The sequence below is a fragment of the Chryseobacterium vietnamense genome, assembly GCF_031454475.1.
Lineage (GTDB): Bacteria > Bacteroidota > Bacteroidia > Flavobacteriales > Weeksellaceae > Chryseobacterium > Chryseobacterium vietnamense.
Genome location: NZ_JAVDQX010000001.1, coordinates 862089 through 877924 on the forward strand (window position 1 = coordinate 862089; position 15836 = coordinate 877924).

At 38.2% G+C, this 15836-nt stretch carries 14 protein-coding genes; 11 read left to right on the forward strand and 3 right to left on the reverse strand.

Annotated features, from left to right (window positions below; translation table 11 throughout):
- Nucleotides 1-148 precede the first annotated feature (148 nt).
- The 6 genes from J2786_RS03845 (at nt 149) to J2786_RS03870 (ending at nt 5504) form a co-directional block, all read left to right on the forward strand.
- Complete coding sequence (locus J2786_RS03845; protein WP_047431202.1) at nt 149-1189, forward strand: M28 family metallopeptidase; 1041 nt, start codon at nt 149-151, stop codon at nt 1187-1189.
- A gap of 116 nt (nt 1190-1305) precedes the next feature.
- Nucleotides 1306-1755, forward strand: coding sequence for a GNAT family N-acetyltransferase (locus J2786_RS03850; protein ID WP_047431199.1), 450 nt, complete (start codon nt 1306-1308; stop codon nt 1753-1755).
- Nucleotides 1752-2114, forward strand: coding sequence for a VOC family protein (locus tag J2786_RS03855; protein WP_047431196.1), 363 nt, complete (start codon nt 1752-1754; stop codon nt 2112-2114). Before J2786_RS03850 ends, J2786_RS03855 begins: the two co-directional genes overlap by 4 nt.
- A 9-nt stretch (nt 2115-2123) precedes the next feature.
- The gene (locus J2786_RS03860; protein WP_047431194.1) at nt 2124-2624 is read left to right on the forward strand and encodes an endonuclease V; all 501 of its coding nucleotides are present in this window, start codon (nt 2124-2126) and stop codon (nt 2622-2624) included.
- A 154-nt stretch (nt 2625-2778) separates the two neighbouring features.
- A complete protein-coding gene (locus J2786_RS03865) occupies nt 2779-3954 on the forward strand; it encodes an acetyl-CoA C-acyltransferase (protein ID WP_156121426.1) in 1176 nt (391 codons plus the stop codon).
- Between the two features lie 239 nt (nt 3955-4193).
- The gene (locus J2786_RS03870) at nt 4194-5504 is read left to right on the forward strand and encodes a T9SS type A sorting domain-containing protein (RefSeq protein WP_047431189.1); all 1311 of its coding nucleotides are present in this window, start codon (nt 4194-4196) and stop codon (nt 5502-5504) included.
- A gap of 113 nt (nt 5505-5617) precedes the next feature.
- On the opposite strand, the gene J2786_RS03875 is transcribed toward J2786_RS03870, so the two are convergent.
- Nucleotides 5618-8959 carry a DEAD/DEAH box helicase gene (locus tag J2786_RS03875; RefSeq protein WP_047431186.1) on the reverse strand — a complete coding sequence of 1114 codons (3342 nt, stop codon included), beginning with the start codon at nt 8957-8959 and terminating at the stop codon, nt 5618-5620.
- 134 nt (nt 8960-9093) lie between these two features.
- On the opposite strand from J2786_RS03875, the gene J2786_RS03880 reads away from it, so the two are divergent.
- From J2786_RS03880 to J2786_RS03900, 5 genes are all read left to right on the forward strand, one after another.
- A complete protein-coding gene (locus J2786_RS03880; RefSeq protein ID WP_047431183.1) occupies nt 9094-9891 on the forward strand; it encodes an SDR family oxidoreductase in 798 nt (265 codons plus the stop codon).
- A 76-nt stretch (nt 9892-9967) separates the two neighbouring features.
- On the forward strand, nt 9968-10882 hold the full coding sequence (locus J2786_RS03885; RefSeq protein WP_047431180.1) for a helix-turn-helix domain-containing protein: 915 nt from the start codon (nt 9968-9970) through the stop codon (nt 10880-10882).
- 137 nt (nt 10883-11019) lie between these two features.
- A complete protein-coding gene (locus J2786_RS03890; protein WP_052187050.1) occupies nt 11020-12174 on the forward strand; it encodes an MFS transporter in 1155 nt (384 codons plus the stop codon).
- Between the two features lie 120 nt (nt 12175-12294).
- A complete protein-coding gene (locus J2786_RS03895; RefSeq protein ID WP_047431177.1) occupies nt 12295-13152 on the forward strand; it encodes a helix-turn-helix domain-containing protein in 858 nt (285 codons plus the stop codon).
- Between the two features lie 88 nt (nt 13153-13240).
- Complete coding sequence (locus J2786_RS03900) at nt 13241-13891, forward strand: HD domain-containing protein (RefSeq protein WP_047431175.1); 651 nt, start codon at nt 13241-13243, stop codon at nt 13889-13891.
- A gap of 70 nt (nt 13892-13961) precedes the next feature.
- Here the strand turns inward: J2786_RS03900 and J2786_RS03905 are convergent, their stop codons facing one another.
- Both J2786_RS03905 and J2786_RS03910 read right to left on the reverse strand, forming a co-directional pair.
- Nucleotides 13962-14351, reverse strand: coding sequence for a hypothetical protein (locus J2786_RS03905; protein ID WP_310024042.1), 390 nt, complete (start codon nt 14349-14351; stop codon nt 13962-13964).
- Nucleotides 14352-14376: 25 nt separating this feature from the next.
- Nucleotides 14377-15765, reverse strand: coding sequence for an MFS transporter (locus J2786_RS03910; protein ID WP_047431171.1), 1389 nt, complete (start codon nt 15763-15765; stop codon nt 14377-14379).
- Between the last annotated feature and the right edge of the window lie 71 nt (nt 15766-15836).

The following is a 15836-nucleotide window of genomic DNA, read 5'->3' on the forward strand; positions in this document are numbered from 1 at the left end:
TAATCAAATATAATAAAATTTTAATATCAAAATTATACTTAAAATCTATGTATTGTCAGAATTATAATGAAATGCATATTATTTTGTCCTCGTGATTATTGATGCGGGGATTCAATAAAAATTGTTATTTTTAAGAAATTTATTCTTTATGAAAAAAATACTTATTCCGTTATTCGCAATGGCTGTAGTGACCAGTTGTGGAACGGCAAAAATAGCTGACGGAAATGCTTCGCATCCTGTTTCAACAAAACATAATAAAGCATTTAATAATGCCTATAAAGAGATTAATGCAGAGGATTTAAAGAAAAACCTGTATGTCATTGCAGCAGACGATATGGAAGGTCGTGACACCGGAAGCAAAGGACAGAAAAAAGCAGGCGAATATATGATTAATTACTATAAAAATCTGGGTATTGCAGCCCCTAAAGCATTAGGCTCTTACTATCAGAAAGTACCGTCTGAATTCATGAAGAAAAGAGGAGGAGGGAACCTGCCGGATTCTGAAAATATTTTAGCTTTTATTGAAGGAAGTGAAAAACCGGACGAGATTGTAGTAGTTTCTGCACATTATGATCACGTAGGAACAAAAAATGGAGTAGTATACAACGGGGCAGACGATGACGGAAGCGGAACTGTAGCCGTAATGGAAATTGCTAAAGCATTTCAGCAGGCTAAAAAAGCAGGTAAGGGACCTAAAAGATCAATTCTGTTTCTGCATGTTACAGGGGAAGAGCACGGACTGTTTGGTTCGGAATATTATTCAGAGAACCCTGTTTTCCCATTAGCCAATACCGTTGTTGATCTTAATATTGATATGATCGGACGTGATGATCCTGCCAACAGAGGAAAGCAATATGTTTATGTAATTGGTTCTGAAATGTTAAGTTCTCAGCTTAAAGTAATCAATGAAGCAGCGAATAAGAGAACCAATAATCTTGAACTAAATTACAAATATGATGATTTAAATGATCCTGAACAATTATATTACCGTTCAGATCACTATAATTTTGCCAAACATAATATTCCTGTAGCATTTTTCTTTGACGGTATTCATGAAGATTACCACAAACCGGGAGATGATCCTGAAAAGATTGATTACCAGTTGTTGGAGAAAAGAACCCAGCTTATTTTTACAACGGCCTGGGACATCGCCAACAGAGAAGAAAGAATTGTAGTGGATAGAAAATAAACAGATATCATCCTTGTCAAGGTTCAAAACCTTGACAAGGATTAAGAGTTTAAAGACGCTTTCAACAGGATCAGATTTTATCGGAGATAAAATCCTTGCACAATAAAACCATTACCATGAAAACCATCATACGAGAAGCAAAACCGGAAGACATTCCGCAAATACAGGTTGTAAGAAATTCGGTGAAAGAAAATACATTGTCAGATCCGGGATTGGTTACAGATAAAGACTGTGAGGAATTTCTTTTTCAAAGAGGAAAAGGATGGGTAGTTGAGGTTGAAGATCGGATTGTTGGTTTTTCCATTGCAGATCTGAAAGAAAATAATATCTGGGCACTCTTTGTACATCCGGAATTTGAAAATCACGGAATTGGCAGAAAACTCCATGATATTATGCTCGACTGGTATTTTGAACAAAATAAAGATTTCGTATGGCTGGGTACTTCACCTGAAACAAGGGCTGAAATCTTTTACAGAAAATCCGGCTGGAAAGAAACAGGAATCCATGGAAAAGGAGAAATCAAATTTGAAATGACCTTTGAAAACTGGAAAAGTAAAAAATTATGATACCGAAATTAAAATCTATCAGACCTTTTATTGGAGCACAGAATTTTGATGTCAGCAGAAATTTTTATAGAGATCTGGGATTTGAAGAAGTTGTTCTGGAAGCTAAATTATCATTGTTTATCCGTGAAGAAATTGGATTTTATCTTCAGGATTATTATACAAAAGACTGGATTGACAATACCATGATCTTTATGGAAGTGGACAATACCGATGAATTCTGGAAAGAGCTTTTGTCTCTGGGGCTTACGGATAAATATGAACATGTAAAACTCACTCCTGTCAGAACGATGGCTTGGGGAAAAGAGTGTTTTGTGCATGATCCTTCAGGGATTTTGTGGCATTTCGGTGAGTTTTTTTAAAAAAGAAATATGATTTACGCATTTGATACCTACTATTATGAGGATTATGCCAATACCGTGTGTATTGCATTTGAAGACTGGACCTCTGAAAAGGAAGTGGAAACTTTTATAGAACAGACTCCTGTGAGTTCAGAATATGAAAGCGGAGCCTTTTACAAAAGAGAATTGCCCTGCATTGTAAGCCTGTTGAAGAAAATAACATTAAAACCAGAAGATATCATCATTGTTGACGGATATGTTACCTTGGATAATGATGGGAAAATTGGACTGGGTGGACACCTTTATGAAGAATTGGAAGGAAAGTATCCTGTAGTGGGGATTGCAAAAAATGAATTTACAACACCGGATTCCCAGCGAAGAAGTGTCGTGCGTGGAGAAAGCAAAACGCCACTTTTTGTAACTGCCAGAGGAATGAATGTAGATGAAGTTCAATCGAAAGTAGAACAGATGCACGGTGCTTACAGAATTCCTGCATTATTAAAAAAACTTGATCAGCTAAGCAGAGCATAAATAATAAAGTCTTACCAAAAAGTAAGATTTTTTCTTATCTATAAATATACCGATTGGTATATTTTAGTTATCTTTGTTGTAATTCCCTGATCAAATAAAAGGGATTTTTTTAAATCAAAAATGTACCGATCGGTATATTATAAAAATAAAATCTATGAAAGAAGTATTTATCGTAGCAGCAAAACGAACCCCGGTTGGTGGTTTTATGGGAAGCCTGTCCGGATTTACAGCACCTCAGCTGGGAGCTTTGGCCATTCAGAATGCTTATGAAAGTATTGGACTTTCTCCTGAGCACATTGACAGTGTGTATATGGGAAATGTATTGAGTGCCGGACTTGGCCAGTCACCAGCCAGGCAGGCTGCTATTTTTGCTGAAATTCCTGTTGATAAAGATGCGACGACAATTAACAAAGTCTGTGCTTCCGGAATGAAATCAGCGATGATTGGAGCACAGCAGATCCAGCTTGGACTGGATCATATCGTTATGACTGGTGGCATGGAAAGTATGAGCAATGTTCCGCATTATGTCAAAATCCGCCAGGGAACAAAGCTGGGAGATACCAACCTTACTGACGGATTGATCAAAGATGGATTATGGGATGTCTACAATGATTTCCACATGGGAAGTGCAGCCGAATTGGGGGTGAAAAAATATGGACTTACCAGACAGCAACTTGATGATTATGCCTTATTATCCTATCATAGAGCTCAGGAAGCAGCAAAAAACGGCAAGTTTGATAGCGAACTGATCCGGATATCGATTGAAAGTAAAAAAGGAACTACAATTGTTGATAAGGATGAAGATATTGACAAGCTGATCCCAGAAAAAATCTCTCAGTTGAAACCTGCATTTGAGGCAGACGGAACGCTTACAGCTGCCAATTCAAGCAATCTGAATGATGGTGCAGCAACTTTGTTATTAGCCTCTTCAGAAGCTATAGAAAACCATAATTTGAAACCGCTGGCAAAAATAGTGGCCTATGCAGATGCGGCACAATCTCCGGAATGGTTTACCACTTCACCTTCCATAGCCCTTGAAAAACTGTTGAAGCAAACCGGTCTCAGCCTTTCTGATATCGATTTTTTCGAAATTAATGAAGCCTATTCCTCAGTAATTCTATCCAATCAGCATATTCTCGGCTATGATCTGAATAAGGTTAATGTGTATGGAGGAGCTGTTGCGTTAGGACATCCGATTGGCGCTTCAGGTGCCAGAATTATGACCACTTTGGTGAATGTTTTGCACCAGGAAAAAGGAAAGTATGGTATTGCTGCCATATGCAATGGAGGAGGAGGTGCTTCCGCAGTTCTTATTGAAAACAGTATTTGAAAGGCATAAAATACCTTAGATTTTAATTATAATCAAAAAAAGCTCCTTCTTAAAGTCAAATCTGAGAAAGAGCTTTTTTTTGATATTGCATTGATTATCTAATAGTAAATAAAATTATTTGATAGGGCTAAACACGCTTTAAATATTCTATTTTTATTAAACTGATAAATATCATTACATTGTTATTTTTATTCATTCTAAATAAATATAAATTTGTCACAAGAAATTGAACAAAGAAAATGAAAAAAATAACTACTCTTTCTGGTATTGTACTTGCATCAGTAATGAATGCGCAGTTACAATACTGTATGCCCACCTTTCAGTATGGTGCTGACAGTAATATGATCAGTAATGTTACTTTCGGAACGATTAATAATTCATCACCTGTTCAGTCTTCGAATGTACAGATTTATGAGAACTTTACCGCAATATCCACAGATCTGCAGTCAGGAAGTTCCTATTCTATATCTGTGAAAGGCCCATCCAGTACCTTTCCAAGTGATGTAGTAGTTTTTATAGACTTTAATCAGAATGGTAATTTCGACGACGCAGGAGAAAGCTTTTATATTGGAAGACTTGAAGCGGCCAATCCGGCCAATGCTTTTACAATCAATAGTACGATAATAGTCCCTGCGAATGCTGCCAGTGGGAGTACCAGAATGAGAGTTCTTAAGAATACCAATGTTCAGGCTTATTCAAATCCGTCAGCTGCTAATTCTATCAGTTCAGCTTGTGATGCCAGCTTGAGAGCAGGACAGACAGAAGATTATACAGTCAATATAATAGGGAATACCCCAAATTTCCCGGCTCCTTACTGTGGTACAGAAAATATTACAAGTTTGACCGTGAGTGAGATCAGTACGGTAGAATTTGCCGGAGTTGTTAGAAACAGTGCGCTTGACGGGAATTCTGATGTACTTGAAAACTTCACAGCAACAGTTTTCAATGTTAACCGTGGAAATAGTTATCCGATAACCGTAACAGGAGGTACGCATGGTCAGAATACAGTATCAGCCTATGCTTATATTGATTTTAACCATAATAATCAGTTTGATGCTTATGAGCAATTTAATCTGGGCTATCTGGATAACTCCAATCCTGTTCCTGGCCAGCAGTCCGGGATTACAACAGGCAATATCACCATTCCGGCAGGAGCACAGTTGGGAGAAACCCGTTTCAGACTGGTAAAAGCCTATGAATCCAATTCATGGATGGGAGCTTTGAAGAATCTTCCGTGCCCTTCAGATTGGTTTATCGGTCAGGCAGAGGATTATACCATAAATATTCAGCCTGAAAGTCTTTCAACCCTTGAAGTTTCTAAAGAGGCATCAAGCCTTGTTACCCTATATCCAAATCCTACAGCAAATTCTGTAACAATACAGATGAAAGAAGGACTGGCGAAATATGAAATTTACAATATGTCCGGGCAAAAGATGCAGGAAGGAAACTCTAAGACGGTTTCTATGGACAGTTTTGTTCCGGGAACTTATCTGATTAAAATTCAGACGAAGAATCAAAAAACCGTTACAGAAAAGATTATTAAAAAATAGACACATCATATCTAAATCATATCCATATCAATTTTTGTTTTTTTATCGACAGGTTTTTTACCTGTCGGTTTTTTTATGATTTAATTGACTGATTGATAGTTTTATATATTGTGCTATGAGCCGGACTCCAGCAAATCCATAAGATCCTGTTTAGACAATCCCTGAAGTTTTTTTCCGTCAGCGGCAAGCAGATTCTGAGCCAGCTGTTTTTTCTTTTTCTGCAGCGTAAGAATTTTTTCCTCCACGGTATTGGAGCAGATCATCCTTACCGCAATTACATTTTTAGTCTGGCCTATACGGTAACTTCGGTCAATAGCCTGGTTTTCAGCTGCAGGATTCCACCATGGATCAACGAGATAAATATAATCTGCCTGGGTAAGATTGAGGCCGACACCTCCGGCCTTTAAGCTGATCAGAAATACCCGGATATCTTTATTTTTCTGGAAATTCGATACTTTATCCCCTCTGTCTTTCGTTTGGCCCGTTAAATATTCAAACCGGATGTTGTGGCGCTCCAGTTCTGTCTTTATGAGATCCAGCATGCCCACAAACTGTGAGAAAACAAGAATTTTATGATCTTTGGACTTTCCAAGGATCTGTTCCATCAGAATTTCGATTTTAACGGCATTTTCACCGGAATATCCCTCTTTCATCAGAACAGGGGAATTACAGATCTGTCTGAGTCTTGTAAGCCCCGTAAGAACGTGCATACTGTTCTTGTTCAGATCATCGTCATCATTGGCGGCAATAAACTCGCGAAGCTCTTTTTCATAAGCATCATAAATCTTGCGCTGTTCCGTATTCATCTCACAGTAGATTACCGTTTCTGTTTTTTCCGGGAGCTCTTTGGCAACCTGCTTTTTCGTTCTTCTGAGGATAAACGGCTTTATCTTTTGCTGAAGTTCCACAGCACGTTTGCTATATTCAAATTTATCAATGGGAATTGCATAGATATCTTTAAAATATTGTTTGCTTCCCAATAATCCCGGACAGGCAAATGAAAGCTGGCTGTAAAGGTCAAAAGTGCTGTTTTCAACAGGTGTTCCGGTCAGCACAATCCTGTTTCTCGATTGAAGAAGTCTTGCTGCTTTATATCTTTCAGAATTGGGATTTTTAATCACTTGTGATTCATCCAGAAACACATAATTAAAATTAAAATTTTTCAAAAACTGAATGTCCGAAAGAAGCATTCCATAAGTGGTAAGGATTACTTCATAATCAGACATATGAGCCGTTGCTTTCGGTCGGTCTGCACCATAATGAAGCAATACTTTTATGGAAGGTGCAAACCTGCTGAGCTCTTCCTGCCAGTTGAAAAGCAGGGAAGTAGAAACCACAATCAGGTTGGTGGTATGACCCCGTTTTTCCCTTTGAGAAAGGATGAAAGCAATGATCTGAATGGTTTTTCCCAATCCCATATCATCTGCAAGGCAGCCTCCGAAGTTGAAACTGTCTAAAAAATTAAGCCAGTTCAGACCGTCATGCTGATAATCCCTCAGTTCACCATTCAGTTCAGCGGGAACAGCCGTTTCCGGAATGTTTTTTACTTTTGAAAACTTTGTGGAATAGGAGGCAATTTCTTCCTGAATCTCCTGGCTCAGCACTTCTTTTTCAAACAGTGAGGTTACCTCCGAAAAGTTGATTTTCGGAATCTTTAAAAGCTCTTCATCAATTTCTCCTGCCTGGAAGTAAGCGGATATTTTTTCCATCCATTCCTCAGGGAGAATTCCCATGCTGCCGTCATCCAGCTGAATAAATTTACTTTTATTCCGGATGGCACGGTGAAGCTGTTTCAATGAAGCTTCTTTAGGACCAAAGCTCACTTTTAATTTAGCATTAAACCAATCCAGCCCGCTTGTGATCTGGATATTGATTTTAGCGCGGTGAGGGTTTAATTTATTGTTTTTTAATTCATTAAAGCCAAGGATGATGATTCCCTCATTTCTCCAGGTTTCAAATGCATCAAGAAACCAGTTATTATTCAGGAACTTATCCCTGTGGAGATAAAAATACTGATAGCCGTCCATCTGTTCCTCAAAATCAGGATGCTGCTGCATCACTAAAGAAGTAAAGCGGGCTTCAGCCGGTTCGTTTCTTTCTATTTTAAACGGATTTCCATTCTGATCTGTATCGAAGAGCTGCTTCCTGGAATAGACAGGAACTTCTACATCACCGTATTTCATGACGGGTGTAATTCCTATATAGTTTTCCTGCTGACGGAGATAAATGACTTTTTCAATCTGATAGTTTTTATCTTCAAGCTGTACTTTGGTTGCGGGTTGTATATAGCTGTAATTAATGTGAATACGTTCCTCTAAATTAGAGAGGATATCCTTCATAAAAGCATCATATTTTGAGGAATGAACCAGTAAAATTTCATTATTAGCCTTAAAGAACCGGATGATTCTGAGCATATCCGGATCGTCTACAAAGCTGAAAATGTTTCGGTTATAGACGAAATACTCATTTCTGAGAACAATATTTTTAAAAGGAATGGAAATGTCATTAAACAGCAATTCTCCGGTGATTTCAAAAAACGGATCTTTCTTAAATACAGATAATTGAACCTCTGCATCTAAAGTGTTTAATTCAACCTGAAAAAGTGATTTTGCCAACACCGTTTCTGCAATTTCCCGATCGTGATAATAGACTTCCAGTTCCAAAGGATTCTGTACAATGAGCTTTAAAGCTTCCAGTTCCGACGGATTATAATCTTCATTGTAATTATTCTGGAAAGAAGTAATGGCAGTATAAAATTTAATGTCTGCAGGCTTTTCCGCTTTCCATATCAGCTGCATGGCATCTACAGGATTAACAGGATTTTTTATTTTTCCTGCCTGCGTGATTTCTGCCTCCATCAGCGAAAACGTCATATGGTTGTAATAACGGTGCTTCCCGATAACCAATATCTGTTTTTTGCCTGTTTCCAGCATGGCCAGCTGGTCAAGTTGAGAAGAATGTTGGGGAAGAAGATCTCTTTGAAACATCACAGCATCTACAGGAAGCATTTCCTTGATTCTGGGATGGACTTCAATTTTACCATCATTGTATTCCAGTTCAAAATACTGATCCAGATCCGGCTCATTTTCCAGGCCATATCCTTTTGCTATAGGAAGAAAAGTTTTTTTGCGGAGTACTTCATCAAAAAACAGCCGATAATTTTTATTCTCAATAATGCAGTGGATTATTTCTGTCTGATGAGAACAAAGCATATTCTTTTCATTTCCGCAGGTGCAGGAACAGAGCAGCGAGCTGTTTATTTTACTGATGGTAACTACCGGGAAATCCTGTAATGAGGATTGCTTAGTAAATATTCCTGTATTGTTTTCAATAGCAACGGGATAGATTTCACGGAAATCCCTGATTCCGATAAATGCACTGTCTGAAGTATGTTTCAGCAGGTCATACACGGAAAGTGTACTGATATTGATGTTGTCAAGAATATATTCTGCCATAAAAATAGATGGGGACAAACTTACAAAAAACAAATCTATTGAAGAATCCGTTTTGGCTACAGCTTACCCCATTTTGGCAACTCTGCGGTTTGTTTTAATGCAGAACTTTGTCCTGTAATTTTAAACCAAGAAAAATGAAAACAATTTTTATAACAGGTGCTTCTACAGGATTAGGAAAAGCAACTGCCCAATTATTTCAAAACAAAGGATGGAAAGTAATCGCTACGATGAGAAATCCTGAAGCAGCAGCTGATCTTGCGGCTTTGGAGAATGTAACCGTCCTTCCGCTGGATGTTACCAACCCGGAACAGATTAAGTCTGCTGTAAAGAAGGCACTGGAACTTGGAGACGTTGATGTGGTGTACAATAATGCAGGATATGGCTTAATAGGACCGTTGGAAGCGCTTTCTGATGATCAGATCGTAAAACAGCTGAACACGAATTTATTAGGGGTTATACGCGTTACACAGGCATTTATTCCTTATTTCAGAGAACAGAAAAAAGGGATGTTCATTTCTACAACGTCTATAGGAGGACTGGTAGCATTTCCATTGAGTTCTACTTATCACGCAACGAAGTGGGCGCTTGAAGGATGGAGTGAAAGCTTAGCTTTTGAGCTTAATACATTGGGAATTGACATTAAAACGGTGTCTCCCGGAGGAATCAAAACGGATTTTGTAAGCCGTTCTCTGGACTCAGCATCCAGTCCGGCGTATGAAGATATGACGAATTCTCTGTTTTCTAAAATGGAAGGGATGATGGAAGCTGCTTCTGCACCGGAACAGATTGCGGAAGTAGTGTACGAGGCTGCTACAGACGGCAAAAAACAGCTGAGATATGTGGCAGGTGAGGATGCTAAAGCCATCTACGCACAGCGTCTTGAATTAGGTGATGAAGCATTCAGAGAGCAGTTTGGAAAACAGTTTATATAATCAGGCTTTGAAAGACAGTATAAAGTAAATCGCATTTGTACTGTCTTTTCCACCAAATAATTTATAATTTTATATCATGGAAAAGAAAGATAATATTCCTTTGAAAATTTCATCCATATCAGAACTGCACGACATGTTACAGCTGCCCAAGCCGCTTCATCCTCTGGTAAGTCTTGTGGATAATACGAAAATGAGCATCAAAAAAGATATGCTGAAGAGAAGCTTTATCCTGAATTTTTATAAGATCTCGTATAAATATTCCACGGTCGGGAAAATGGGCTATGGGCAGGGATATTATGATTTCAATGAAGGAGGAATGATGTTTACGGCACCCGGACAGGTTCTTTCCACCGATGAAAATGCAGAATACTGCGGGTATACTTTGCTGGTGCATCCGGATTTTATCAGAAGTTATCCTTTAGCCAGGAATATCAAAAACTTCGGCTTCTTTTCTTATGATACGAATGAAGCGCTGCACTTGTCTGATCAGGAAAAAACAACGATAACCGGACTGCTTGATAACATTGGAAATGAGCTGAATACAGCCATTGATGAAGTGAGCCAGGACGTTATTGTTTCTTATATTGATGTTCTTCTCAATTACAGCAACCGTTTTTATAAAAGACAGTTTATCACAAGAAAGGCGGTTAATAATGATGTACTGGCTAAAATGGATATGGTGCTGGAAAAGTATTTCAATGAGCAGGAAACACTGAATAAAGGACTTCCAACGGTAGAATTTCTGGCTTCCACACTCAATCTGTCTCCCCATTATCTGAGTGATATGCTTCGTAACCTTACGGGATTGAATGCTCAACAGCATATTCACGAAAAACTGATTGAAAAAGCAAAAGAATATCTTACTACCACAGGTTTTTCAGTATCAGAAGTAGCGTATGCCCTGGGATTTGAACATCCACAGTCTTTCAATAAACTTTTTAAAAAGAAAACAGATAAGACGCCGCTGAGCTACAGGCAGTCTTTCAATTAATACAAGCACCCGGCATTTTAAGCCGGGTATTTTTTTGCTATTGGTCAAAATGTAGCATAAAAATGACAAAAATGAACTACATTTTAATAGCACAGCGTGTCTAAATTTGCAAAAAGAATTTTTATTCCCCTTTAATGATGAACGAGACCCAATCTTTTAATGCAAAAATGCCGACCGCCTGTTTTTTACTTTTCTTTGCCCATGGGATTGTTTTTTCCTCCTGGGCGAGCCGGATTCCCATCATTAAAACGGCTCTTTCCATTAATGAAGCACAATTGGGAACACTCTTGCTTTTGATGCCGATAGGGCAGCTTTCAACAATGGTTCTGGCTGGAAAACTGATCAGTATCTACGGAAGCAGCGGGATCATTAAAAGATGTTTTTTACTCTATCCTTTTTTTCTTCTCTTGATTGGTTTATCACCTTCTTACTGGACCTTAGGTGCTGTTCTGTTCTTTTTCGGCGTGTCCGGGAACCTGTGCAATATTGCCATTAATACGCAGGCGATAGAAATAGAATCTATAACGAAAAGAACGCTTTTGTCTTCCTATCACGGAGCGTGGTGTTTTGCAGGACTTACAGGAGCGGTAATCGGATTGCTGATGATTAATCTTCATGTAGGAACTTTTTATCATTTTGTTTTTATTTTCATTCTTGTAGGAATACTTTGGTTCTACAGTAAAAGAAATCTTACCAATATCATCCATAAAGCAGAACCTCAGACCCGGTCCATATTCAAAGCGGTGAATCCTACCTTATTTGGATTGGGGATTATAGGCTTCCTGAGTATGGCCATTGAAGGAGCTATGTTCGACTGGAGCGGGGTTTATTTTCAAACTATAGTTAAAGCACCTGAAAACCTTGTGATACTGGGGTATACAAGTTTTATCTTAATGATGACTTTAGGTAGGTTTATCGGGAATAAAATCATTGAGAAATATGGGAAAAAGATTGTTTTGCAATGTTGTGGACTATTGATGAGCAGCGGACTTTTTCTAAGCGTTTTCTTCCCGGAACTGTGGATCTGCATTATTGCCTTTATGATTATCGGCCTTGGAAGTTCCTTGAGTGTGCCGTCCGTGTACAGTACGGTAGGAAAGGTGAGTACGGTAGCGCCGAGTATTGCTTTGTCATTTGTTTCCAGTATTTCATTTTTGGGATTTCTAATGGGACCGCCACTTATCGGATATATTGCAGAAAGCTTTGATCTCAGATATTCCTATGGTCTTTTTGCCTGTTTTGGAATTTTACTGGCGATTATGGCAGGTCAGATGAAGGTTTTCAGAAAATAATACTACATTTTTTCAGAATATTTTGACATGTGTTTGGAGGATTTTGACATTTTCCGGTTCATTATTCCTTGTTAATCTTGCATTTTAAAATCTTTCTATCTTTATTAAAAAATTTCCTTTATGAAGCCAGTCTCAGGAATTGTAACCGAAGCTGCCATTGATCATTCTTTTTCAATAAAAAGACTTGAGAATGATATTCCATATTCAGGAGACCTTGTAAGGCTTAATTATCATCATATTATAGTTATTGAAAATGGTAAGGGAGTTCTGAAGATAGACGAATTTTCTTTTGATATAAAGGATCATGAAATTTTCTTATTGGCTAAAGGTCAGATCTGCAGGTTTGAGAACGATGCTTCAGTCTGTGGCTATCATATCTCTTTCGGCGACTGTTTCTGGGAAAGAGTGCCTTCCAGCGCCAGCAATTGCAAGGCTGTTCTGTTTAATAACGCTGCTGCAAACCAAAAGCTACTACCAGATGGGGTTGAAACAGAAGAATTTTTAAGGTTGTTTGCAAACTTACTGACGGAATACAATGCCGATTCTTATACCAATCAGATGGATGTGCTGGCTGCCTATTTAAAAATCATAATGATCAAGCTGGCTAATATAAAAATGGTAAAAGAAGAAACCTTTGATACTCAGGATTATATTATTTACCGTAAATTTTTGGAGCTTTTGAGCAGTCAGTACCGCAGTCTTCATGCCGTGAATGACTATTCTGAGAGGTTGAATATAACACCCAGAAGGTTAAGTGAATTGTGTAAACGTTGTGCTAATAAAAGTGCCAAAGAAATCATCAACGGACAGATCATTGCAGAAGCCAAAAGACTTCTTCAGTTCAGTTCTTATTCTGTAAAAGACATTGCCTGTCAGCTTAATTTTGCTACATCGGAACAGTTCAGTCATTTTTTTAAAAAAAATACGGAAATATCTCCGGTACACTACCGCAGCAAATTCATTCATATCGGAATATAATCCTCTCTGAAATTTTGACATCTCATCGGTATTTATTGATATTCCGGGGCTTCAATAATCAGGATATCTTTGGATAAAATTATAAGATATGTCAGTAAATCGTATGAAAGAAGTGGCTGGAATCACTATTCCGGACAGTAAAATTGCAACTGAAGCCACAGAACTTCTGCTGGAACACGGAACAGAATTTATTTACAATCACTCCCTGCGTGTTTTCCTCTTTTCATCATTAAATGCCAAGCGCGGAAATAAAACTCATGATTCGGAATTATTGTATGTGGCATCTGTATTTCATGATCTGGGACTTGTCTCTCATTACAGCAGCCCTGATCTGAGGTTTGAGGTAGATGGAGCCAATGCAGCCAGAGACTTTCTGAAAGGTCATGGTATTGCTCAGGATAAACTTCAGCTGGTTTGGGATACTATTGCGCTTCACACCACTATTGGAATTGCAGAACACAAAGAAAATGAAGTCGCTTTAATGTATTCCGGTGTAGGATTGGACGTAATGGGAGAAGGATATGAAAACCTGAGTACGGAACATCGTGAAGAGATTATTAAAGCTTTTCCGAGAAATGACTTTAAAAAGAAGATTATTCCGGCTTTTTTCAGTGGTTTTGAACATAAAACAGAAACTACTTTTGGGAATATAAAAGCAGATGTCTGTGCCTTCATGATTCCTAATTTTGAAAGGAAAAATTTCTGCGACTGTATTTTACATTCTCCGTGGTCTGAATAGGAAAAAGAATGGTATTGTTAAAACAACAGCCCTGATCATCAGCAAAATGATCAGGGCTTTTACAGACTGTTTATATCCAGTTTTCAATAAGATGAAGCCACAGCGCTTTTTCTTCATTTAATAGAAAAACAGCTGAAGACTGTCTCTTATTTGCAGTTTCTCCGGTCACCTGAGTCTCAGTATAAGTGGCAAGACCATGATGATCAGAATACTGTACTTCTATATTTTCAACTTCAATATTGCGTTCCGGAAATTTTCCAAATACGGAAGGAAGCCAGTCTTCAAGCATAGATAATGTAACCGTATCTCCGTTTCCGCTAATCATCTTGAAATCCGTTGAAAATCCCGATAATAATTCTTTATAAAGACTTTCCTGATCTTCTGTTTTCCCCTGAAACCATTTTTCAATATTCCTGTGAAATCCTTCAATTTCACCAATGATTTTTTCTGTATTGTTCATATTTTAAATGTATATATTTTTAAAATTAAATTGATTTTTCATCAATACTCTTTCTTAATCTGCTTCCTGCCCATAATCCGGCCACCTGAAAAGCACCAATCATTCCAACAGCTGCGGCAAATGCCTCGGTGAATCCCAGAATGGATATCAGATTAAAAAATAAGGTACCAATAATAGCGCCTCCGGTGACGCTTCCTATCTGAATTCCTATGCTTACCAGCCCTGAAGCCTGTCCTGCTTTGTCCTTGGAAACCAAAGAAATAGCGGTTCGCATCATAACCGGCATAATAGTACCATGCCCAAATCCGGCTATAAACAGGGTAACATGAGTGATAAAAGAAGGTTTTTGCTTAAAATAAAAAGTTACTGCACCCGTTAAAAAACCCGTTATCAATAACCCCAATCCGCCGTAGATTATTTTTGAAGATTTCAAACGGATCCGTGAGGTAATCAACGGTGCCATGAAGAAAGCCAGTCCGTAAGGAACAATAGCTAATCCTGTCTGCATAGAGTCTTGATGAAGAAACTGCTGAAGATAATAAGGATAGCAAATGAATAATCCTGCAGTGAAATTGTAGAAGAAGATAATCATAAGGCTTAATGCAAATGGTTTTTGCTTCAGCAATGCCGGATCTATAAGGATCGGACGATTATTTTGAAGTTGTTTCGTCTCATATTGTAAAAATGAAATTAATAATAAAATTCCGGCAAAAAGAATTCCGAAGATCCACCACGCCCAGCGGAACTTCTGCCCGAAAATAAGTGGGCAGATGAGTAGGAGTAATGCCATGATTAATAACAATGCTCCTATAAAATCTATTGCTGTTTGCTCTTTCTTATTACTGTTATCCATCGTAAAATGAATCCCCAGAATGCAGATAATTGTAATCGGTACATTCACAAGAAATACCATTTCCCAGGAAAAACGCCCCCAATGCATGCTTAGGAGAATTCCACCAAACAACTGCCCGATCACTGAAGCAAGACCAAATACTGAACTAAAAAGACTTACAGCTTTTGGCTGTTCCTGACTGCTGAAAAGATCTTTTATGGACGCTAATACCTGAGGAGCAAGCAATGAAGCACCAATCCCCTGAAACATTCTGAAAACAATCAGCCATGTAACATCAGGAGAAAAAGCACAGGCAAGTGATGAAAACAGGAACGTATATAACCCCGAAATAAAAACTTTTTTACGCCCATAAATATCTCCCAGACGTCCACCACAAACCACGAGCGCCGCATAAGTAAGTCCGTAGATGGCGATAACCATCTGAAGTTGATGGTCACTGGCGCTGAATGCATTTTTAATTGATGGCAGCGCCATGTTGACAATAAAATAATCCAGGGGAGAAAGAAAAGCTCCGGCAATCAGAAAATTAAGTGCCTGCCAGCGTTTCGGATGTGCATTCATATTTTTTTATGCAAAATTACCCGCTTTGTGTTCTGTTAAAATTGTACTTTTGGAGGAAAATATGGTGTATT